This window comes from Gemmatimonadota bacterium (assembly GCA_009692115.1).
Classification (GTDB): Bacteria; Gemmatimonadota; Gemmatimonadetes; order Gemmatimonadales; family GWC2-71-9; genus SHZU01.
In genome coordinates, this window is the sequence record SHZU01000003.1 from 15,656 (window position 1) to 36,698 (window position 21,043).

The following is a 21,043-nucleotide window of genomic DNA, read 5'->3' on the forward strand; positions in this document are numbered from 1 at the left end:
CCGCCTCTGCGGACGAGCTGCTCGCACGCCTCAAGGTCCAGGGCGCCATACCCGGGCATGTGGCCGTCATTATGGACGGAAACGGCCGCTGGGCCAAACGACGGGAACTTCCGAGAACCACCGGGCACCAGGCCGGCATGGCCTCGGTGCGCCGGATCGTCGAATCCGCCATCGAGGCCGGGGTCGAAACCCTCACGTTGTTCGCGTTCAGCCAAGAAAACTGGCAGCGGCCCCCCGAAGAAATTGATGCCCTGATGGCCCTGCTGGAGGAATATGTGTCGACCCAGTCGACCGAGCTTCGCGGCCAGGGCGTCCGGGTCCGGATGCTGGGCGATCTGTCCCGCCTGTCGGAGACGGCCCGTCGGGCGGTCGACTTCGTTGAGGGCGTCACGGCGGCCGGCGAAACCCTCGCCCTCAATATTTGTATTTCCTACGGGTCCCGGGCCGAGTTGGCGCACGCGGCCAGGCTCATTGCCGACGCAGTCGCGGCCGGCCGGTTACGGCCCGACGACGTGACCGAGGCGACCATAGCCGAGCGCCTGTACACGGCCCCATGGGGCGATCCGGATCTGCTGATCCGGACCTCGGGCGAGTTCCGGATTTCGAATTTTCTGCTCTGGCAACTGGCCTACGCCGAGCTGTACGTGACGCCGACCCTCTGGCCGGACTTTGGGCGGGAGGACTTCTTCCTGGCCCTGCTCGACTACCAGCGGCGCGACCGCCGTTTCGGGCGCGTCGCCACCTCATAACCTGACGGGCGGACCCATGTCGAATCACCTCCAGCGGGTCCTGTTCGCCGTGGTGGCCATCCCGATTGCGATCGGGATCGTCTACTGGGGCGGGTTACCGCTTGCGGTCCTGGTGGCGATGATCGCCGCGCTCGGAGCTCACGAACTCGTGTCCATCGCCAGGCGCCAACAAATCGAGCCGTTGTGGCGCCACGCGTTGATCTTCAGTGCCCTGATTCCGCTCGGGGTCTGGGTCAGCTACGGCGGAGCCTTGCTGGCATGGGGAGGAGGGGACTGGGCCGCGGCCCTGCCGTCGACCTCGTTTGCCTTGGCTGGCACGGTCATCTGGGTCATGACCGCCACGCTGATCCGTCGCGGGCCCTCCGACCGACCGTTAGGCGCCGCCAGCGTCACATTGCTGGCGCCGTTGTATTGTGCCGTCTTGCCAAGTTTCCTGCTGGGCATTCGGTATGCCACCGGACCGGGCCGGAGCTGGCCGGCCACCTGGGCGGTGTTCTTCCCACTGGTGGTCACCTGGATCTGCGACAGCGCCGCGATGTATGCCGGCCGGTCCATCGGCGGTCCAAAGCTCGCTCCGACGGTCAGCCCCGGAAAAACCCGAAGCGGGTCGGCAGCCGGTCTGGTTGGGGGCGTGCTGGCGGCGGTCATCTTTAATCGGCTGGCGATGGGGCCGTCGGGCTTCGCGATCTCCGATTTCCAGGCGGTCGTCTTCGGGGCAGTGCTGTCGGTGGCGGCGCAAGTCGGCGATTTGGCCGAGTCGCTCTTCAAGCGAGAGGCCGGCGTCAAGGACTCGAGCCATTTGATTCCCGGGCATGGTGGGGTCCTCGACCGGTTCGACGCCTTGTATTTCGTGGTCCCCGTGGCCGCGATGCTGTATCGCCTGTTCGGCGTCCTGTAGTGCGGGGCGTCGCGGTCCTCGGCTCGACCGGCTCGATCGGGCGCGCCACCCTGGAAGTCCTCCGCCGTCATCCTGACCGGTTTCGGCTGGTGGCGCTCACGGCCGGTAGGGACCAGGCGGCGCTCGACGCCCAAGTGGCCGAGTGGCGTCCCACTTATGCCGGTCTTGCCAACGGAACGCCGGCCGCGCTGATCGAGGCCGCCACCCGGCCCGATGCCGACATCGTCGTCAACGCCGTGGTCGGGTTTGCCGGACTCGAGGCGACCCTGGCGGCGCTCAGGGCGGGGAAACGGGTCGCCCTCGCCAACAAGGAATCCCTGGTCGTGGCCGGCGAGTTGGTCGAACGGGCCCGGATCGAAGGGGGCGGCGAACTGGTCCCGATCGACTCCGAGCACAGCGCGGTGTGGCAGTGCTTGGCCGGCGCCAGAAGCCAGGCTTGCCGGCTCATCCTGACCGCCTCAGGCGGCCCGTTTCGGAACTGGCCTGCCGACCGGGTGGCAGCGGCATCGGTCGCTGAGGCACTCAATCACCCAACCTGGCGGATGGGCAGCAAGATCACCGTCGACAGTGCCACGCTCGTGAACAAGGCCATGGAGGTGATCGAAGGCCACTTCCTGTTCCAACTGCCGTATGACGCGATCGAGGCGGTGGTCCATCCCCAGAGCATCGTGCATGCCTTCGTGGAGTTTGCCGACGGGAGTGTCCTCGCGCAGATGGGGTTTCCCTCGATGGAGCTCCCGATCCTGTACGCCCTCACCTATCCCGAGCGGGTGGCGGATGCGGGCGTCCGCCGATTCGATCCAGTGGCAGCGGGGTCGTTGACATTCGAGCCCCTTCGGGTTGACGTCTTCCGGGCCTTTGCGGCGGGGATCGCCGCGGGGCGGGCGGGGGGAACGGCGCCGGCGGTCTTCAACGCGACCAACGAGGTGGCAGTGGCGCGGTTCCTCGAGGGCCGGTTAGCCTTCGGGCGGATCGCCGAAGTGATCGAGGCCGTACTGGCCCGGCATTCGGTGGGTCGGGTCAATCAGTTGACGGACGCGCAGGCAGCCGATCGCTGGGCTCGGGTCGAGGCTGCCAAGGAAATCGGATAAATCGGGATGGGGTTAACGGTCATTTCGACCCTCGTGGTCATCGGGGTCTTGGTCTTTGTGCACGAGGCGGGTCACTTTCTCGCGGCGAAGTGGGCCGGGATATATGTCCACCGATTGTCGCTCGGACTCGGCGCCCCGATCAAGTGGTTGTCGTTCCGCCGCGGCGAAACCGAGTACTCGGTGTCGTGGCTCCCGCTCGGCGGCTACGTGAAGATGGCGAGCGCGTTGGAGGAGGGGGCCGGCGGCTCGCTCGAGGGCGGGAAGGAGGCCGGTGTCGAGGTCCCTCCGGACCGGATGTTCGAGTCGAAACCGGTGTGGGTCCGGATGGTGGTGATCTTGGCGGGGGTCGTCATGAATGCCGCCTTTGCCTGGCTGATCCTGGCCGGGGTCCTCTACGTCAATGGAGTCCAGGTCACCCCGGTCACGGCCATCGGCTCGGTCGATACGGCCGGACTCCCGCCGGGTTCGAGGGCCCTTGCGAGCCTCACGTTAGGCGATACGATCGTGACCGTCGACGGGACGCCGGTCCGGTCGTGGGAAGCCTACCTCCGCCGGGTCGTGGAACCGGTCGGCGACTCGGTCCGGGTCGGCCTCGCGAGCGGCCGGACGGTTGCCATCGCGGCCGGGTCGATGGATGATCGCCGAGCCACCGCGCGAGCGATCCGGCCCTTCCTCCCTCCGGTCATCAGTGACGTCGTCGCCGGCCGGCCGGGTGCCGAGGCGGGTCTGGTGGTTGGCGATACCATCCTCGCGTTCGACGGCGCCCCGGTCACCCAGTGGTTGGACATGGTGGGCCAAATCGAGTCGCGGGCCGACCGGGAGACCGAGATCTTGGTGGGCCGCTCCACCGGCCGGGTGACGATCCGCGCCACTCCGGGATTGGAGCAGGTCAAGGACTCGGTGACGGGAGCCACCCGCGCCGTTGGCCGGCTGGGCATTGCCGGGCCGGCGCAGCCGGAAGCCCGGGAGCCGGTGGCGCTCGGGGCCGCCCTTCTTCAGGGGGGCAAGCAAACCTGGTTCGTAGCGACCCGGATCGTCGGCACGGTCCAGGGCCTGTTCGCGGGCCGAATTTCGACTCGGGAAGTCGGCGGACCGATTGCGATCGGGATTGCCGCCGGCGAAAGCGTAAGGCGGGGCGGGGAGGACTTCCTGTTCTTCATGGCGCTGATTTCCGTCAACCTGGCCGTGATCAACTTGCTGCCGATTCCGATTCTCGATGGGGGCCAGTTCCTTTTCCTGCTCGCCGAAGCGGTAATGCGGCGGCCGGTCACCGGTCGGGTTCGGGAATGGCTGACCATGGCCGGATTCGTGGCGATCGCGATGCTCATGGTACTGGCCTTCTCGAATGACATCCGCCGTTTGCTTGGCTTCTAACTAAAGTTCTCCGGAGGAATTCCCATGATGGCGCGATGGACGGTGGTGCTGGTCGGGCTCTTGGTCGGGGGCGTCGTGCCCGGTGCGGCGCAAACCGACGCCGCGCTGGCGCGCGCACGGCGCATCCTCAGGGCCTCGCCGCTCGTCGACGGCCACAATGACCTCCCGCTCGTGATCCGGGAGGACGCCAATGCCCCCGGCGATGTCGCCGCCTATGACCTTCGGCGCCGAACCACCGGCGACACCGATCTCGAGCGGCTCCGCCTCGGACAAGTCGGGGCCCAATTCTGGTCCGTGTACATCCCCGGCGAGATCAAAGACTCCGGGTATGCCAAGGTCCAGCTCGAGCAGATCGACATCGCCCGTCGAATCATCGAGCGGTACCCGGAGGCGTTGACGCTCGCCACGAGCGCCGGCGACGTGAGGGCGGCGTTTGCTCGGGGCAAGATCGGCTCGCTCCTCGGGATGGAGGGCGGCCATGCGATCGAGAACTCGCTCGGCGCGCTCCGGGCCTACTATCGGCTCGGCGTGCGCTACATGACGCTGACCCATAACGTCACCCTCGACTGGGCCGACGCCGCGATGGACGCGCCCCGTCACAACGGGCTGACGCCGTTCGGTAAGGAAGTGGTTCGGGAGATGAACCGGCTTGGCATGATCGTCGATATTTCCCACGTCACGCCGAAGGTGATGCACGACGTCCTCGACATCGCCGAATCGCCGGTGATGTATTCGCATTCTTCGGCCAAGGCGTTGACCGACCATCCCCGGAACGTGCCGGACGACGTGCTTCGGCGTTTGGCCAAGAACGGCGGGGTCGTCATGGTCACCTTCATCCCGGCGTTTGTATCCCAAGCGGTGGCGGATTGGGATCTCCAGGTCCGCGAGGTGACCAAGGGCAATCCCTCGCTGTCCGACGTCGAGCGGATCAAGACCGAGTACGCCAAGACCCACCCGAGGCCGGTAGCCACCCTCAAGAATGTGGCCGATCACATCGACCACGTCCGGAAAACCGCGGGGGTCGATCAAGTTGGCATCGGAAGCGACTTCTACGGCAGCCCCGACATGCCGCAAGGCCTCGAGGATGTCTCCAAGTTTCCGGACCTGTTCGCGGAGTTGATCACCCGGGGCTGGACCGATCGGGACCTGGTCAAATTGGCCGGCGGGAACATCCTTCGGGTCCTCCGGCAGGTTGAAGTGAATGCGGCCCGCATCCAGGCCCAGCGACCGCCCTCGACCGCCACGTTCGAACGGATGCGCTAGCCCCCACCCGGCTGTGTTGACGGCTGCGACGTTTCGAACCAAGTTACCCCGATGACCCACACTCGTCGCGACTTCGTTCGGATCGCCGCCGGCGCCGGGATCCTCGGTGCCGGCATCCTGATCCCGCGCTTCCGCCGGGCCCCGCTCAAGATTCTCATTTTGGGTGGGACCGGATTCATCGGCCCCTATCAAGTTCAGTACGCCCTCGATCGTGGTCACACGGTCACGCTGTTCAACCGGGGCCGCACCAACCCCGGGCTCTTCCCGACGGTGGAAAAGCTGATCGGTGACCGGGCCACCGATCTCAAGTCACTCGAAGGGCGGCAGTGGGACCTCGTGATCGACAACTCCGCCACGGACCCGCTCTGGGTCGAGCGGTCGGTGGCGCTGTTGCAGAACTCAGTCAAACGGTACTGCTTCGTGTCGACCCGGTCGGTGTACTTCGACACCAGCCGGGTGCCGATGACCATCGACGCGCCCGTCTGCACGCCCGAGAACACCCCGGTGGAGGCGGGCAAGCCGCTCCCCTACTGTCTGGCCAAAGCCCTCTCGGAAAACCTCGTCCGGAAGTACTTCGGCGACCGGACGCTGATCGTCCGGCCGTCTCTGGTCGTTGGCCCGGGCGACCTGACCGACCGGTTTACCTATTGGCCGGTCCGGATCGAGCGGGGCGGGGAAATCCTCGCGCCCGGCGACGGGAACGACTACGTCCAGATCATCGATGCCCGGGATTTGGCGGAGTGGATGATTCGGCTGGGGGAAATGGGCACCACCGGGACCTATAACGCATTGGGCCCGAAGACGCCCCGGCTCTTTTCCGAGGTCCTTCACGGCATCAAGGCGGTGACTACCTCCGACGCGACCTTCACTTGGGTTGACGCCGACTTCCTCGAGAAGCACCAGGTGCGCCCCTACCAGGAAATGCCGGTCTGGATGCCGTCGAAAGGCGCCCGGGCCGGGTTCGGGCGGTTCGACATCAGCCGTGAGGTGGCCCTCGGTCTGACCTTCCGCTCCCTGGCGGCCACCACCCGGGACACCCTCGACTACTACCACGCCCAGCCCGCCGACCGCCAAGAGAAGCTCAAAGCCGGCATCACCCCGGCCCGGGAAGCCGAAGTCCTCCAAGCCTGGAAAACCCGGCCCTAACCCTCCGCCGAGCGCCGAGTGCCGAGTGCCGAGCCCGTCCCCTTGCCTCCCGGCCCCTCGTGCCCTATACTTAGGGGCTACAAGCACTTACGCAATTACACCAAGCCAGAGAGCAGCCGAGGAAAGCAGAATGGGGTACGACAAGCAGGGCATCATGACGAAGCACCGCCAACACGAAACCGACACTGGGTCGGCCAAGGTCCAGGTGGCCCTTCTCACCGAGCGCATCAACTCTCTCACGGATCACTTCCGGGCCCACGCCAAAGACCATCACGGTCGGCGGGGTCTGCTCAAGATGGTCGGTCAGCGGCGGCGTCTCTTGACGTACCTTCGCAACACCGACTTGGTGACCTACCGAGCGCTCATTCAAGATCTCGGGCTCCGACACTAAGCATCCATCACGACACGGGGGCGTCCACGACGATTCGGGACGCCCTTGGTGTATTGGTGGGTGCTCAGGGTGGACGTCCGTCCATCCTGATCACTGACGAGGAATATCGCTGTGCATCGCATTGAAACGACGTTCGCCGGCCGGCGTCTCATTCTCGAGACGGGCCGCCTAGCCAAGCAAGCCGCAGGATCAGTACTGGTTCAGTTCGGGGACACGGTGGTACTCGCCTCCGTCACGGTCAGCCCGAACCAATCCCACCTTCCGTTCTTCCCGCTGACGGTCGAGTATCGCGAAAAGACCTACGCCGCAGGCAAGATCCCCGGCGGGTTTCTGAAGCGGGAGGGTCGCCCGTCGGACAAGGAAATCCTGGCCGCCCGGATCATCGACCGGTCGATCCGGCCGCTCTTTCCTGAAGGCTTCAAGAACGAAATTCAGGTCTTCATTACGGTGGTGTCGGCCGATCAAGAACATGATGCCGACGTATTAGGCGCGTTTGCCGCCTCGGCGGCGCTTTCGATTTCGCCGATCCCGTGGAACGGCCCGTTGGCCACCGTCCGGGTGGGCCGGGTCGACGGCAACTGGATCCTGAATCCGACCTTCCACCAACTCGAGTTTTCGGACCTCGATATCTCGGTCAGCGGCAGCGGCGAGTTCGTCGACATGGTAGAGGGCGGCGCGCTGGAGGTCTCCGAGGCCGATGTCCTCGAAGCGCTCCGGGTGGCCCAGAAGGGAATCGTCGAGCTCCGGGGTCACATCAAAACCCTGGTGGCCAAAGAAGGCCAGAAGAAGATGTCCTGGGTCAAGCCGGAGTACGACAAGGCCGTGACCAAGCGGGTCAAGGAACTGGCCGAAAAGGACATGACCAAGGCTATCAATCACAAGGACAAGGCTGGGCGGGCCGCGCAGTTGAAGGCTGTTCGCCAGGCGGCGATGGCCACCATTGCCACCGAGTTCCCCGAGAAGATCAAGGACGCCGAGCACGAGTTCGAGGAAATCGAATACCGGGTCATGCGAGCCCAGGTCCTCGACAAGGGTGAGCGGATCGATGGCCGCGCTCTTGAGACGGTCCGCCCGATCTCGATCGAAGCCGGTTGGTTGCCGCGGGTCCACGGCTCGGCCCTGTTTACCCGGGGTCAGACCCAGGCGCTGGTGGCCGTCACGTTAGGCACCTCCGACGACGAGCAGCGGATCGACTCGATCGACGTCCCCGGCGAGTCGACGAAGTCGTTTATGCTCCACTACAACTTCCCGCCCTACTCGACCGGCGAGGTCCGGCCTCTTCGCGGCACCAGCCGCCGTGAAATCGGCCATGGCGCGTTGGCGGAACGGGCCCTCCAGGCCCTGTTGCCGGACTTCGATGCCTTCCCCTACACCCTGCGGGTCGTCTCGGAAATTCTCGAGTCCAATGGGTCGTCGTCGATGGCCACCGTCTGCGGCGGATCGCTGGCGCTGATGGATGCGGGTGTGCCGATGAAGGCCGCCTGCGCCGGTGTGGCTATGGGACTGATCATGGAAGGCAAGAAGGTGGCGGTCCTGACCGACATCCTCGGCTCGGAAGACCACTTGGGCGATATGGACTTCAAGGTGGCCGGTACCGAGAAGGGCATCACGTCGATCCAGATGGACATCAAGGTCGAAGGCCTCAGCCTGGAATTGTTGGCGGACGCGCTCGAGAAGGCCCGTCGGGGCCGGCTCCACATCCTCGGCGAAATGAAGAAGGCCTTGGCGGCGCCTCGCGCCGATCTGTCGCCCTTCGCGCCCCGGATCTTTACGATCATGATCAAGCCCGACAAGATCGGCGATGTGATCGGACCGAAGGGGAAGACCATCCGCGGCATCCAGGATGCCACCGGCGCCAAGATCTCGATCGAGGACACCGGCTTGGTCACCATCGCGGCCGTCGGCGGGGAAGCCGGCGACAAGGCCCGGGAAATGGTCATGGCGCTCGTGGCCGAGCCCGTGGTCGGGATGATCTACGAGGGGCCGGTCAAGAGCACCACCGCCTTCGGTGCCTTCATCGAAATCATGCCGGGCGTCGAGGGGTTGCTGCATATCAGCGAACTCCAGCATGCCCGGACGGAAAAGACCGAAGACGTCGTCAAGAAGGGCGATGTCGTCCGGGTCCAATTGCTCGAGGTCGATGAGCGGGGCCGGATGCGGTTGTCCCGGAAGGCGCTGTTGCCGAAGGAGTGACCGTGGTCCGGGAGCAACTCGACGAGCGGCTCTTCCGAACCACGGCGCCGAACGGGCTCAACGTCCTCACCGAACACCTGCCCGGGCTTCGTTCAGCCGCGGTGGGGATCTGGGTTCGCTGGGCCAGCGGCCATGAAGGACCCGAGCAGATGGGCGTCGCCCATCTGCTCGAACACATGGTATTCAAGGGCACCGAGCGCCGAACGGCCAAGGAACTGGCTCAGGCGCTCGAGGTCCGGGGTGGCTCGCTCGACGCGTATACCAGCCGAGATCACACCAGCTACCAAGCCCATGTGCTCGACCAAGACCTCTCCCTCGCCGCTGACATCCTCACTGATCTGGTCCGCGCCCCGCTGATCCGGCCCGAGGATCTCGAGCTCGAACGCAATGTCGTGCTGGAGGAAATCAAAGGGGTCGAGGATACCCCCGACGACCTGGTGTTCGACCTCTTTGCCGCCCACCTCTGGCCCGAGCATCCCTACGGGTATTCGATTCTCGGCACCCCGGAGACGGTGGCACGGCTGACGGCCGCCGACGTCCGGAGCTATCACGCCGCCGGATACTACCCAGGCAACGTGGTCATCGCCGCGGCTGGGAATGTCGACCATGACGATTTGATCGAGGATCTGATCCGGTTGGGCTGGTTCGAGGGTAGCGGTTTTGTGGCGGCCAAACCGCCCGTGGCGCCGGCGCCCGCCGTCCGGTCCCGGCACCACCAAGTGGCCAGGGACTCGGCCCAGACCCACATCGTCTTCGGGACCGATACCTTCGAAAGCCGGGATCCGCGGCGCTACGGCATGGCGGTCTTGACGAACGTATTTGGCGGGGGCATGTCAAGTCGTTTGTTTCAGCGGATCCGCGAGGATCTCGGCCTGGCCTACGCGATTTCCGCCTTTCACCAGCCGTATCGGTCGGTCGGCCTCGTGGGGATCTACGTCGCGACCCAGCCGGGAACGGCGGCGGCCGCCAAGGAAGCGATTCAGGTGGAGTGTGCCCGCCTGGCCCGCGAAGGTCTGACGCCCGAAGAGCTCGCCGGCGGTCGCCAGCAGCTCAAGGGTCAGCTGATGCTGGCGCTCGAGAACCCCGGGAGTCGGGTCCACCGACTGGCGGGATTTGTCTTGAACGATGATCGTTATCGCAAGCCGGACGAGATCCTGGCGGCCATCGACCGGATTGAAGGCGACGAGGTCAACCAACTGGCCCGGGAGTTCTTTGATCCGGCCCGGTTGGCGGTGGTTGAATTGGGTGGGGAATGAGCCGAGAAATACTTTCCAGTCGGGGGATACCATGGTGATCGGCGTACCAAAGGAGATCAAGACCAACGAGAACCGCGTCGCGCTGGTGCCGGCGGGCTGCGAATTGCTGGTCGACCAGGGGCACACCGTCTTCGTCGAGCGAGGCGGCGGGCTGGGCAGCGGTTTTTCCGACGACGATTACGTCCGGGCCGGGGGCAAGATCCTCGACACGGCCGACGAGGTCTGGGCCAAGTCCGAGATGATCATGAAGGTCAAGGAGCCGATTGCCGTCGAATACCCGCGGATGCGGGCCGGTCAGGTCATCTACACCTACTTCCACTTCGCCGCCGGTGAGGAGCTGACCCAGGCGGTGATTGCGTCCGGGGCCATCGCGATCGCCTACGAGACGGTCCAATTGCCCACCGGCGAGCTGCCGTTGCTGACCCCGATGTCCGAGGTGGCCGGCCGGATGGCGGTCCAGGAGGGTGCCAAGTACCTCGAGAAGGTCTACGGGGGCCGGGGCGTGCTGCTCGGCGGCGTCCCGGGGGTGGCCCCGGCGGATGTGATCATCATTGGCGGAGGCGTGGTCGGTATCAATGCCGCCAAGATGGCGGCCGGCATGGGGGCCAACGTCACCATCCTGGACCTGTCACTGGAGCGGCTCCGGTACCTAGACGACGTGCTGCCACCGAACGTGACGACGCTCTACTCGAACCGCCACAATATCCTGGGTGCCATCCAACGGGCCGATCTGGTGATCGGTGCGGTCCTGATTGCGGGCGCCAAGGCTCCCCGGCTGGTCCGCCGTGAGGATCTCAAGCTCATGAAGCCGGGGTCGGTCATCGTCGACGTGGCGGTCGACCAAGGTGGCTGCGTCGAGACGATCAAGCCGACCACCCACGAAAACCCGATCTACTTGGTCGACGGCGTCCTCCATTACGCCGTGGCGAACATGCCTGGAGGCGTATCCCGGACCTCGACCTTGGCCCTGACCAACGCCACGCTCGGCTACGCCCAGAAACTCGCCAAGTTGGGCTGGAAGGCCGCCTGCCGACAGGACGGGGCCTTGAAGCTCGGGCTCAACGTGGTCGAGGGCAAAGTGGTCTATCCTGGTGTGGCCGAGGCGTTCGGACTGCCCTTGGTTAGCGCCGACAGCGTCCTGTAGGCCATGGTCTCCGTTCAGATTCAGCGCCTCCCGCACGGGGAGGGGCTCCCGGTGCCGACGCCCCAGACCGAGGGCTCGGCCGGGGCGGACATCGCCGCGGCGGAGGCCGGGCTCCTGGCCCCCATGGAGCGGCGGCTTTTTTCGACCGGGTTCGCGGTGGCGATCCCGGTCGGCTACGAGATCCAGATCCGGCCTCGGTCGGGTCTGGCGGTCAAACACGGCGTGACCCTCCCGAACACCCCGGCTACCATCGATAGCGACTACCGGGGCGAACTGAAGGTGGGGCTGATCAACCTGGGCTCGGAGCCATTCCAGGTGGAGCGGGGGATGAGAATCGCCCAGCTGGTGGTTGCCCGGGTCGAATCCGTGCGATTTGAGGCCGTCGAGACGTTACCAGCCACAGCCCGCGGCGACGGCGGGTTCGGGAGCACCGGTCGGTAGCGGCTTGTCGAAGTGCTTGTTAAACATTAACTTACCCTCCGGTCTGGGGGCGCCCGCAATCCAATGAAGTTTCCGTTTAAATTCGATTTCTTCAGTTCCGCGAATCAAATCGCGGTCGATCTCGGGACAGCCAACACCTTGGTCTACGTCAAGGGTGAGGGCATCGTGCTCAATGAACCGTCGGTGGTGGCGATCGACCGGGCCACCGGCGAGCCGAAAGCCTACGGTCTCGACGCGAAGCGGATGTTAGGCAGAACGCCCGAGGGCATCATCGCGGTCCGGCCGCTCAAGGACGGCGTCATCGCCGACTTCGAGCGGACCGAAAAGATGCTGCGCCATTTTCTCGGCACCATCATCAACAAGCATTTCTTTCGGGTCAAGCCGATGGTGATCGTCGCGGTTCCGTCGGGCATCACCGAGGTCGAGCGGCGGGCGGTCCGCGATTCCGCCGAAACCGCCGGGGCCAAGGAAGTCTACATGGTGGCCGAACCGATGGCCGCCGCGATCGGTGTGGGCCTGCCGGTGGAAACACCGACCGGTAACATGGTCATCGACATCGGCGGCGGGACCACGGAAATCGCGGTCATCGCGCTGTCCGGGATCGTCTGCGACACCTCGATTCGAACTGGTGGTGACGAACTCGACCAGGCCATCGTGCAGTTCATGCGCAAGAACTACAATCTGCTGGTGGGCGAACCGACGGCCGAAGCGATCAAGATCAAGATCGGGTCGGCGTATCCGACCGGCGACGAGCGGGAGATGGAGGTCAAGGGTCGCGACCTCGTATCGGGTATTCCGAAGACCGTTCGGGTGCATTCCACCGAAATCCGCGAAGCGGTGCAGGAGCCGATCCAGCAGATCGTCGATGCCGTTCGCCGCGCCCTCGAAATCACCCCGCCGGAATTGGCGAGCGATATCGTCGATCGCGGGATCGTCATGACCGGCGGCGGGGCGCTGATTCGGGGACTCGACCTGCTGCTCTCGCAGGAGACCGGGTTGCCGATTCACGTCGATGAAGATCCGTTGACGTGTGTGGTCCGAGGTACTGGGCGCATCCTCGACGAGTACGAAAAGTATCGTAGTGTACTGACGAGGTGACATGAACCGCGGACCGGGCCGGTCGCTCTCCCGAAGTGATACCGTTCTCCTGGTTGGCTGTCTCGTGCTGTCGGTCGTCGCCATGCTACTGCCCACGCCATGGGCTTTGGTCTTCGCGAGCGGGGTCCGGGCCACGGCGCTGGCCCCGGTGGTGTGGCTCCAGAACAACGGCGAGCAATGGCGAACCAGCCGGCTCGAGCTCCAGGTCATCTCGTCCGCGCGGGACTCGGCCTCACTCGCCGCGCAAACGCTCACGAGTCTTCGGGCTGAAAATGCCGGACTCCGGGGCCTGCTCGCGCTCAAATCCAAGATTTCCTACCGTACGGTTCCCGCCGAGGTCCTCCATCAAGCGACGGCCACTGAAGGCCGGACGCTCCTCCTCGGGACCGGGTCGAGCGATGGCGTGCACATCGGCAATCCCGTGGTATCGCCCGATGGGCTGCTGGGTCTGATTGTCAGCGCCGAGTCGAACTCGTCGGTGGCGATGACATGGGCCCATCCTGATTTTGCCGTCTCGGTGACCACGGCCGACGGCAGCGTGATGGGCATCGTCGCTCCGACTCCTGGATTCGCGGCGAGTGAATCATTCCTCGAACTTCGAGGGGTTCCGTATCGGGACACGGTACCCACGGGCACCCAGGTGCTGACGTCGGGGCTGACGGGCGTTTACCCGAACGGCATTCCCGTGGGGCGGGTGGTGGGGACCCGGCGGGAGGAGATGGGCTGGGAGCGGGTCTACCGGTTGACCCCGTCGGCCAATCCGGGACACGTGCGTCACGTCTTGATCTACCTGATTCGCGAAACGCGACTTGACCGATGAGCTTCGACAAGCGGGCCCGTCGCCGCCGGCTGGTTCTGGTCATCGCCATCCTGATCGCGGCGCACTTCTACATCCGGCCGTGGGTCGCGAGCCGGTTTGCGCCCGACCTGTTGATGCTGGCGATGATGCTGGTGGCCATTCGAAGCCGGCCGGGTGTGGCGGCGGTGGCGGGATTCTTGGTCGGTCTGACCGCCGATGTGCTGTCGCCAGCCCGGTTCGGGGCTGGAGCCCTTTCGCATACCATAGTAGGCTATCTCGCGGCCTACGGCCGGGCGGTGTTCTTTCCCGACAACCTGCTGGTGAATGCGGGCTTGTTCGCTGTCGGCGTCTGGCTCCGGTCGTTGATCGTGCTGCTGGCGAGCGGCGCCGGGCCGAGTGAACTCGCCAGCACGCTGCTGATCTGGGGGCCGATTCAAGCCCTGGTTACCGCGCTGGTGGGCGTGGTGGTCGTGGTGTTCTTCCGCGACTGGCTGGCGATTCGGTTGGACGAATGAGTATCGCCTTTACGCCGTTTCGGGTTCGCGAGCGAGCCGGAAGCGCCATTGTTGTCATTGGCGCTCTATTTCTGTTTCTCCTTGCCGCTTTCTTTCGAGCCCAGGTCATCGGTACCGCTGATTTCCGGCGTCAGAGCGACAACAACCGGCTTCGTCGCTTGATCTTGGCATCCCCCCGGGGCTTCATCCTGGATCGGAACGGGAAGCAGATCGCCGAGAACGCTCCGGGCTTCACTGTCAAACTCGTGGCCAGTTCGCGGGACTCGCTGAAAGCGGTCCTCAAGCGGATCGCGACCCTGGTGCCCGGGGCCGAGGAAATCGAGGGGCCGGTGGTTCGCCGCTATGACCTCGCCTCCTATCAGCCAGCGCTCGTATTCGCCAACGCCAGTATCGAGACGGTCGCTATCCTCGAGGAGCATCGCTACCAACTTCCGGGGCTCGTGATCCGGACCGAGCCCCGCCGGCTCTATGGCGCGGGGCAGGCCGTGGCGCATCTGGTAGGGTACGCCGGCGAGGTCTCCGACGACGAACTTACCCGAGGCCGCTTTCCCGGCGCCCGCCCCGGCACTATCGTCGGCAAGGACGGACTCGAGGCAAAGTTCGACTCCGTGGTTCGGGGTCTCGAGGGCGAGAGTTTCATCGAGGTGGACGCCCGGGGGCGAATGGTCCGTGACGAGAGCGAGTCGCAGGCCCTCAAGCCCGTGACCGGCGAGATGATCCGGACCACTATCGACCTCGAATTGCAGACCTACATCGACAGCTTGTGGTCGGCCGACCGGGTCGGGGTCCGAGGTGCCATGGTCGTGATGACCCCGGACGGCCAGGTGCTGGCGCTCTATTCGGCGCCGACCTTCGACCCGAACGAGTTGATCACCGGAGTCTCCTCCCGGCGGTGGGCCCAGCTCAACGGCGAAGCCAAGCCGCTGCAGAACCGTGCCATTCGCGGGAGCTTTCCGCCCGGCTCGCCCTTCAAACTCGTCACGGCCGCGGTGGCCTTGAAGCGTGGGGTCGTCGACTTTTCGAGCCGGATGCCGCAACCCTGCACCGGCGGGTACCGGTTCGGGAACCGGGTCTTCCATTGCTGGAAGAAATCCGGGCATGGGTCACTCGACTTGACGGGCGCCATCGCGAGCAGCTGTAACATTTATTTCTACCAACTCGGACTCCGCATCGGGCTGCCGAACCTCCTCGCGGAGGCGACCACCATGGGGCTCAGCTCGCCGACGGGGATTGATTTGGCCTCGGAGCGGAGCTCGTCATTTCCGCCGTCGACCGCCTACTACGACCGGCTGTACGGGGCCCGGGGGTGGAGCAATGCGGTGACGCTCAACTTGTCGATCGGGCAGGGTGAGAATGCCCAGACCCTGATGGGTTTGACCCGGTTCTATGCGGCGTTGGCCAGCGACGGGACGGTGCCGATCCCCTACGTCGTCGAGAAGCCGACCGGTTCCCGGCGATCGTTAGGGCTGACCCCGGAGCAATTGGCCGGCCTTCGGACCGCCCTCGTGGCCGTCGTTGACCGGGGGACGGCGGCCGCGAGCGGAGGGCGCGACCTTCGGGTCGCGGGCAAGACCGGAACCGCCCAAAATCCCCAGGGGCCCGATCACGGTTGGTTTATCGCTTTTGCGCCGGCCGAGAAGCCTACCGTGGTGGTCGGGAGTCTCATGGAGTTTGCTCTCCACGGCACCGCCGTGGCGCCCTATGTGGTCAAGGTCATTCGCCGATACCTCGAAAAGACCGATCCCACGCTGGCGAAGGCCAGGACCAAGATGGTGATCCAGGAGGATTCGGCCACCGCCGTGTCCGAATTGATCGCGGATTCCGCCGCCCCGCCTCCGCCCCGCTGATGCGCACCACCCTTGACCGTCCGCTCGTCCTGACGCTGTTGGCCCTGGCCGCCTATGGCTTGGCCATGGTGTATTCCGCCGGCCAAACCGACCTCCCGACCGCCGCCGAACGCGCCTGGGTTCGGCAGCTGGTCTGGATGGTGCTCGCGATCGGGATGGGTGCCGTGGCGTTTCGGCTCTCCTTCCGAATCCTCGAGTGGGTGGCGCCGGTGCTCTATGGGCTCGGGCTGGCCCTGCTGGTTGTGACGCTCGTGGTCGGCACCGGGGCAGGCACCGCCGCCGGAACAAAGAGCTGGTTGGCCATTGGTGGAGTCCGGATCGGTCAGCCCGTGGAGCTCGCCAAGATTGGCGCGATTCTCCTGTTGGCCCGCCACCTCTCGGGGCTTCGGCAACCACCGCAGACGCTCGTTGATTTGGTCCGGCCCGGGCTGATTGCGCTCGGTCCGTTCCTCTTGGTCATGCTCCAGCCTGACCTTGGCAGCGCCATCGTCTTCATCATGATCCTGTTTGCCATGCTGTTTTGGACCGGCGTCAAGCCGTCTCTGCTCCTGTTGCTGGCCTCGCCGATCATCAGCCTGCTCCTGGCGGTCGACACCCGATGGTGGGGGGCCTGGATCTTCCTGCTGACCGTGCTGCTCCTGCTGTGGCGCACCTACGTGGCCGAGGGGGTCCTGATCTGGCTGGTCAACTCCGCGATGGGTGTGGTGGCGATCATCCTCTGGAACGGACTGAAACCGTACCAGCAGAAGCGCTTGATGTCGTTCGTCAATCCGGAGGCCGATCCGGCCGGATCGGCCTATCAGGCGATCCAGTCCAAGGTGGCGATTGGGTCCGGCGGGTGGTTCGGCAATGGGTACCTTCACGGGCCCCAGAAGCGGCTCGCGTTCCTGCCGGAGCAACCCACCGATTTCATTTTTTCCGTGGTGGGTGAGGAGCTTGGTTTCGTTGGGGTGGTGGTGGCCTTGGCCCTCTTCCTCGCCCTTTTTCTCCGACTGGTGCGGATCGCCCGGCGCGCCACCAACCCCTTCAGCAGCCTGGTGGTGTTTGGGATTCTCGGGTTGCTCTTCGCGCACGTGTTCGAAAATGTCGGCATGACGATCAGTGTGATGCCGATCACTGGCATCCCGCTGCCATTCTTTTCGTACGGAGGTTCGTTCGTCCTGGCCTGCGGCATCAGCATGGGGCTGGTGTTGCGGGTTGCCTACGATTCGCGGTCCAGCGGTTATCTCGAATGATGACAAGGACTTGCAAGTTAGGGTCTAGCGCGTTTGTCCTGGGCAGTCCAAATTGATGGTCCCTTCTCCATAGCGTGTGTGGATCCGTGTCATTCTTGGCGAGTCAATGGCTGTGAGCGCGTGGTTTAAAAAGGAACGGAAGCCCCGGCTGTCCCAACGCGCTCGGCTCGAGATTCCCAAAGATGCCTGGGACAAGTGCGAGTCCTGCGGCCACGTCGACATTCGGGGGCGGTTCGAGCGGGAGCTCAATGTCTGCCCGAACTGTGGCCACCATCGGCGTTTCCTGGCTGAGGAGTACGTGGAGCTCTTGAGCGATGCCGGTACCTGGCGCGAGCTCAACGCCAACCTCGGACCGCTGGACCCCCTCTCCTTCGAACACTATGCCGATCGGTCGAAGTCGTCGCAGGCCAAGACTGGGCAGTTGGATGCCATTTATACCGGGTTGTGCCGGCTCGAGAAGATTCCGCTTCACGTCGGTGTGATGAACTTCGCCTTCATGGGTGGTTCGATGGGGTCGGTGGTGGGGGAGAAGATCGCCCGGCTGGCCCGCCGTTCATCCGATAAGGGTGTCCCGCTGGTGCTGGTGTGTGCCTCGGGCGGGGCCCGGATGCAAGAAGGGGTGCTCTCCCTCATGCAGATGGCCAAGACGTCGACGGCGATCGCCGAGCTGAAGCGTGAAGGGGTGCCATATCTGACGGTCCTGACCAATCCGACGACCGGTGGCGTCTCGGCCAGCTATGCGATGCAAGGTGACGCGATTCTAGCGGAGCCGGGCGCGGTGATCGGGTTCGCGGGCCAGCGGGTCATCAAGCAGACCATCGGGCAGGATCTGCCGGAGGGATTTCAGACCGCCGAGTTCTTGCTCGAGCGGGGCCAAGTGGATGAGGTCGTTCCGCGCGGCGCCCTCCGGGAAACGGTGGCGAGGCTCCTCAGGCACATGCTGGGCCACAAGTCCGAGGTGGAGGCGAGGAGCGAGGCGTGAGCCTTCGGCGTCACGACCGATATCAGCGGACCCTCGATTTTCTCTATCCACGAACCACCACGATTAAGTTCGGGCTCGATCGCACGGAACTCCTCCTGGCGGCGTTAGGCAACCCACATCACATCATTCCGGCAATTCATGTCGGCGGCACCAACGGCAAGGGGAGCGTGACGGCCTTGGTTGCCGCCGCGTTGGAAGCGTCCGGCCACCGGGTCGGGGTGTATACGTCGCCTCATTTGGTGGATTTCCGGGAGCGGATCACGGTTGGGGGCGTGCCGATCTCGGCCGCGGCGACAGCAATGTGGACCGATCAGCTCCGCCCGCTGATCGAGGAATCCGGCGCTACCTTCTTCGAAGCGACCACGGCCCTTGCCTTTGCCGATTTGGCCAGCCGGGGCGCGGATGTGGCCGTCATCGAGGTGGGGCTCGGCGGCCGCCTCGACAGCACCAACGTCGTCCGGCCGATGGTGAGTGGGGTTACCAAGATCGCGCTCGACCATCAGAAGTACCTTGGGCACACGCTGGAAGCCATTGCCCGAGAGAAGGCCTGGATCGCCAAGCCCGGCGCCCCGTTCATCATCGGCGAGTGCGATCCGGCTCTCGTCGCGGTGTTGAAGGATGAGGCCCGCCGCTCGGTCGAGGCGATCGAGCCCGGTGGGAGGGCTGATCTTCGGGTCCTGCCACCGGAATACCTCTGGGAAGGACCGCTCGGGTTGGCCGGTCCGCACCAGCGCCGGAATGCGGCGGTGGCCCACGGGATCGTGATGGCGCTGCCGGAGCGGTTCAGGCCGGCCCACTCGGCGATCGAACGGGGGTTTGCCTCGGCGTTCGTGCCCGGCCGGCTCGATCGACGGGGCCGCTGGCTCTTTGACGTGGCCCATAATCCGGATGGGGTCCGGGCCCTCGTGGCGGCGATTGCCGGACAAGATCCGCCTCGACCGCTCCATGCCCTGGTCTCGATTTTGGGCGACAAGGAGTGGCCCGAGATGCTGGTGCTGCTCGACCAGGTGGTCGACCGGGGCATCCTCACCGTCGCCCCGACCGCGGAAGGCCGAAAGTGGGATCTGTCGTGGCTCCGGCGGTGGCTCGACCGGCCCGACCGGCCCCCAGCCCGGGCCGAATGGCGCTTGATCGAGGACTTTCCGGAGGCGCTTGAAGCGGCCTCCGCCGGCGCGGGGACGATCCTGGTCACTGGCTCCTTCCATACCGTCGGGGATGTCCTGGCGGCCCGGGGTCTCGCCCCGATTTGACCGGAACGGGGGCCCTCGGCCCCGCTTATATTTAGGCATGTCGATTCAGGCCCTTCCCGGTTTCCGTGATTTCTATCCCGACGAGCTTGCCATCCGGTCGCACGTGTTCGGTTCGATGCGGCGGGTGGCCCTGCGGTACGGGTTCCTGGAGTATGATGGGCCGCCGCTCGAGTCGCTGGAGCTGTATACCCAAAAGAGCGGTGACGAGATCGTCGGCCAGCTTTATCATTTTCGCGACAAAGGCGAGCGGGAGGTGGCGCTCCGGCCCGAGATGACGCCGACGTTGGCCCGGATGGTGGCCCCGAAGGCATCGTCGATGAAGAAGCCGATTCGGTGGTTCTCGATTCCCCAACTGTTCCGGTACGAACGCCAACAGCGCGGCCGGCTCAGGGAACACTTCCAACTCAATTGCGACTTGATCGGGGAGCCGGGGCCGGCGGCCGATGCCGAGATCATCGCGTTGGCCATTGACGTGATGCGGGATCTTGGCCTTGGGCCGGCGGACATTCGGGTCCGGGTGTTCGATCGGCGGGTACTGCAGGCCCTATTGGAGAGCCTGGGTGTCCCGGCCGAGCACCTCGGTGTGGCCTACCAGGCCATCGACAAGATTGGTCGGCGCGAGTTCGCATCGCACAAGGAGAAGCTCGCCCAAGTGGCGGCCTCAGTGGCCGCGTTGGATTTCGTGGAGCGCCACCGAGGCGTCACTCGGTGGGCGGAGATGGAAGCACTCCTCGCTCCGTACCCGGCGGTGCTGGAGGCCGCCGCGCCGCTCCGAGCCACGCTGGCGGCGTTGGAGGCGATGGGGCTCGGCGATTTCGTGGATCTTGACCTCACGATCGTTCGAGGCTTGGCCTATTACACCGGGACGGTGTTCGAACTGTTCGACGCTCAAGGAACCTTTCGAGCGATCTGCGGGGGCGGGCGGTACGACAATCTGCTCGCGGCGCTGGGCGGGGTTGACCTGCCGGCGCTCGGATTCGGGATGGGGGATGTGGTGCTGACCGAGCTGCTCCGGGATCGCGGGTTGCTGCCGGCGCCGGGGCCGAGCGCGGAGGTGTTCCTGGCGGCGGTCACGCCGGAGGACCGTCCGTTTGTCCTGGGTTTGGCCCATGAACTTCGGGACAGTGGCTTTCGAGTCGAGTACGCCTTGGTTGACCAAACGGTGGCCAAGCAGTTCAAGCTCGCCGACGCTCGGCGGGTCAAAGTCGTGATCGTCGTTGGGCCGGATGACCGAGCCCGCGGCGAGGTTGTGGTCAAGGATCTCACCGCCGGAGCCCAACGCGCGGTTCCTTGGGCCGGGGTCGTTTCGGCGCTTCGGGCGCTCGGTGCTGGCCCTCAGCCGTAATTGTCACCCTTCTAGGCAGAAACGAC

Annotated in this window: 19 protein-coding genes; all 19 read left to right on the forward strand. The window is 65.2% G+C overall.

The genetic code is table 11. The features are described from left to right. The first annotated feature begins 71 nt into the window (after nucleotides 1-71). The 19 genes from uppS (at nucleotide 72) to EXR94_04430 (ending at nucleotide 21,017) form a co-directional block, all read left to right on the forward strand. On the forward strand, nucleotides 72-749 hold the full coding sequence (gene uppS, locus EXR94_04340; GenBank protein ID MSR01956.1) for a di-trans,poly-cis-decaprenylcistransferase: 678 nt from the start codon (nucleotides 72-74) through the stop codon (nucleotides 747-749). 16 nt (nucleotides 750-765) lie between these two features. Next, nucleotides 766-1,647 carry a phosphatidate cytidylyltransferase gene (locus EXR94_04345; protein ID MSR01957.1) on the forward strand — a complete coding sequence of 294 codons (882 nt, stop codon included), beginning with the start codon at nucleotides 766-768 and terminating at the stop codon, nucleotides 1,645-1,647. Continuing rightward, nucleotides 1,647-2,738, forward strand: coding sequence for a 1-deoxy-D-xylulose-5-phosphate reductoisomerase (locus EXR94_04350; protein MSR01958.1), 1,092 nt, complete (start codon nucleotides 1,647-1,649; stop codon nucleotides 2,736-2,738). Before EXR94_04345 ends, EXR94_04350 begins: the two co-directional genes overlap by 1 nt. Before the next feature lie 6 nt (nucleotides 2,739-2,744). Further along, nucleotides 2,745-4,112 (forward strand): RIP metalloprotease RseP, encoded by a 1,368-nt coding sequence (rseP, locus tag EXR94_04355; GenBank protein MSR01959.1) that lies wholly within the window; start codon nucleotides 2,745-2,747, stop codon nucleotides 4,110-4,112. Nucleotides 4,113-4,139: 27 nt separating this feature from the next. After that, nucleotides 4,140-5,375, forward strand: coding sequence for a membrane dipeptidase (locus tag EXR94_04360; protein ID MSR01960.1), 1,236 nt, complete (start codon nucleotides 4,140-4,142; stop codon nucleotides 5,373-5,375). A gap of 51 nt (nucleotides 5,376-5,426) precedes the next feature. Further along, a complete protein-coding gene (locus tag EXR94_04365; protein MSR01961.1) occupies nucleotides 5,427-6,521 on the forward strand; it encodes an NAD-dependent epimerase/dehydratase family protein in 1,095 nt (364 codons plus the stop codon). A gap of 130 nt (nucleotides 6,522-6,651) precedes the next feature. Next, nucleotides 6,652-6,912, forward strand: a complete 261-nt coding sequence (gene rpsO, locus EXR94_04370; protein ID MSR01962.1) for a 30S ribosomal protein S15 — start codon at nucleotides 6,652-6,654, stop codon at nucleotides 6,910-6,912. A gap of 111 nt (nucleotides 6,913-7,023) precedes the next feature. Continuing rightward, nucleotides 7,024-9,105, forward strand: coding sequence for a polyribonucleotide nucleotidyltransferase (locus EXR94_04375; protein ID MSR01963.1), 2,082 nt, complete (start codon nucleotides 7,024-7,026; stop codon nucleotides 9,103-9,105). Next, nucleotides 9,102-10,361 carry an insulinase family protein gene (locus tag EXR94_04380; protein ID MSR01964.1) on the forward strand — a complete coding sequence of 420 codons (1,260 nt, stop codon included), beginning with the start codon at nucleotides 9,102-9,104 and terminating at the stop codon, nucleotides 10,359-10,361. Before EXR94_04375 ends, EXR94_04380 begins: the two co-directional genes overlap by 4 nt. Before the next feature lie 31 nt (nucleotides 10,362-10,392). After that, complete coding sequence (gene ald / locus EXR94_04385; GenBank protein ID MSR01965.1) at nucleotides 10,393-11,505, forward strand: alanine dehydrogenase; 1,113 nt, start codon at nucleotides 10,393-10,395, stop codon at nucleotides 11,503-11,505. A 3-nt stretch (nucleotides 11,506-11,508) separates the two neighbouring features. Further along, nucleotides 11,509-11,946 (forward strand): dUTP diphosphatase, encoded by a 438-nt coding sequence (locus EXR94_04390; GenBank protein ID MSR01966.1) that lies wholly within the window; start codon nucleotides 11,509-11,511, stop codon nucleotides 11,944-11,946. Nucleotides 11,947-12,009: 63 nt separating this feature from the next. Further along, the gene (locus EXR94_04395) at nucleotides 12,010-13,044 is read left to right on the forward strand and encodes a rod shape-determining protein (protein MSR01967.1); all 1,035 of its coding nucleotides are present in this window, start codon (nucleotides 12,010-12,012) and stop codon (nucleotides 13,042-13,044) included. Between the two features lies 1 nt (nucleotide 13,045). Further along, nucleotides 13,046-13,864 (forward strand): rod shape-determining protein MreC, encoded by an 819-nt coding sequence (locus tag EXR94_04400; protein ID MSR01968.1) that lies wholly within the window; start codon nucleotides 13,046-13,048, stop codon nucleotides 13,862-13,864. After that, nucleotides 13,861-14,358 carry a rod shape-determining protein MreD gene (gene mreD / locus EXR94_04405; GenBank protein MSR01969.1) on the forward strand — a complete coding sequence of 166 codons (498 nt, stop codon included), beginning with the start codon at nucleotides 13,861-13,863 and terminating at the stop codon, nucleotides 14,356-14,358. The genes EXR94_04400 and mreD overlap by 4 nt, the downstream gene beginning before the upstream one ends. Beyond that, a complete protein-coding gene (mrdA, locus tag EXR94_04410) occupies nucleotides 14,355-16,205 on the forward strand; it encodes a penicillin-binding protein 2 (protein ID MSR01970.1) in 1,851 nt (616 codons plus the stop codon). Before mreD ends, mrdA begins: the two co-directional genes overlap by 4 nt. After that, on the forward strand, nucleotides 16,205-17,440 hold the full coding sequence (gene rodA, locus EXR94_04415; protein MSR01971.1) for a rod shape-determining protein RodA: 1,236 nt from the start codon (nucleotides 16,205-16,207) through the stop codon (nucleotides 17,438-17,440). The genes mrdA and rodA overlap by 1 nt, the downstream gene beginning before the upstream one ends. A 106-nt stretch (nucleotides 17,441-17,546) precedes the next feature. After that, nucleotides 17,547-18,422, forward strand: coding sequence for an acetyl-CoA carboxylase carboxyltransferase subunit beta (locus tag EXR94_04420; GenBank protein MSR01972.1), 876 nt, complete (start codon nucleotides 17,547-17,549; stop codon nucleotides 18,420-18,422). Beyond that, nucleotides 18,419-19,672, forward strand: coding sequence for a bifunctional folylpolyglutamate synthase/dihydrofolate synthase (locus EXR94_04425; GenBank protein ID MSR01973.1), 1,254 nt, complete (start codon nucleotides 18,419-18,421; stop codon nucleotides 19,670-19,672). Before EXR94_04420 ends, EXR94_04425 begins: the two co-directional genes overlap by 4 nt. Further along, nucleotides 19,638-21,017 (forward strand): histidine--tRNA ligase, encoded by a 1,380-nt coding sequence (locus EXR94_04430; GenBank protein MSR01974.1) that lies wholly within the window; start codon nucleotides 19,638-19,640, stop codon nucleotides 21,015-21,017. The genes EXR94_04425 and EXR94_04430 overlap by 35 nt, the downstream gene beginning before the upstream one ends. Nucleotides 21,018-21,043: the final 26 nt, after the last annotated feature.

What these genes read in the sequence shown, in the direction of transcription:
- rpsO (MSR01962.1), top strand. Translation starts at nt 6,652, where the DNA reads ATGGGGTACGACAAGCAGGGCATCATGACGAAGCACCGCCAACACGAA.
- rodA (MSR01971.1), top strand. Translation starts at nt 16,205, where the DNA reads ATGCGCACCACCCTTGACCGTCCGCTCGTCCTGACGCTGTTGGCCCTG.
- EXR94_04430 (MSR01974.1), top strand. Translation starts at nt 19,638, where the DNA reads ATGTCCTGGCGGCCCGGGGTCTCGCCCCGATTTGACCGGAACGGGGGC.
- ald (MSR01965.1), top strand. Translation starts at nt 10,393, where the DNA reads ATGGTGATCGGCGTACCAAAGGAGATCAAGACCAACGAGAACCGCGTC.
- EXR94_04420 (MSR01972.1), top strand. Translation starts at nt 17,547, where the DNA reads ATGGCTGTGAGCGCGTGGTTTAAAAAGGAACGGAAGCCCCGGCTGTCC.
- mrdA (MSR01970.1), top strand. Translation starts at nt 14,355, where the DNA reads ATGAGTATCGCCTTTACGCCGTTTCGGGTTCGCGAGCGAGCCGGAAGC.
- EXR94_04400 (MSR01968.1), top strand. Translation starts at nt 13,046, where the DNA reads ATGAACCGCGGACCGGGCCGGTCGCTCTCCCGAAGTGATACCGTTCTC.
- rseP (MSR01959.1), top strand. Translation starts at nt 2,745, where the DNA reads ATGGGGTTAACGGTCATTTCGACCCTCGTGGTCATCGGGGTCTTGGTC.
- EXR94_04360 (MSR01960.1), top strand. Translation starts at nt 4,140, where the DNA reads ATGGCGCGATGGACGGTGGTGCTGGTCGGGCTCTTGGTCGGGGGCGTC.
- EXR94_04365 (MSR01961.1), top strand. Translation starts at nt 5,427, where the DNA reads ATGACCCACACTCGTCGCGACTTCGTTCGGATCGCCGCCGGCGCCGGG.
- EXR94_04345 (MSR01957.1), top strand. Translation starts at nt 766, where the DNA reads ATGTCGAATCACCTCCAGCGGGTCCTGTTCGCCGTGGTGGCCATCCCG.
- mreD (MSR01969.1), top strand. Translation starts at nt 13,861, where the DNA reads ATGAGCTTCGACAAGCGGGCCCGTCGCCGCCGGCTGGTTCTGGTCATC.
- EXR94_04390 (MSR01966.1), top strand. Translation starts at nt 11,509, where the DNA reads ATGGTCTCCGTTCAGATTCAGCGCCTCCCGCACGGGGAGGGGCTCCCG.
- EXR94_04395 (MSR01967.1), top strand. Translation starts at nt 12,010, where the DNA reads ATGAAGTTTCCGTTTAAATTCGATTTCTTCAGTTCCGCGAATCAAATC.
- uppS (MSR01956.1), top strand. Translation starts at nt 72, where the DNA reads ATGGACGGAAACGGCCGCTGGGCCAAACGACGGGAACTTCCGAGAACC.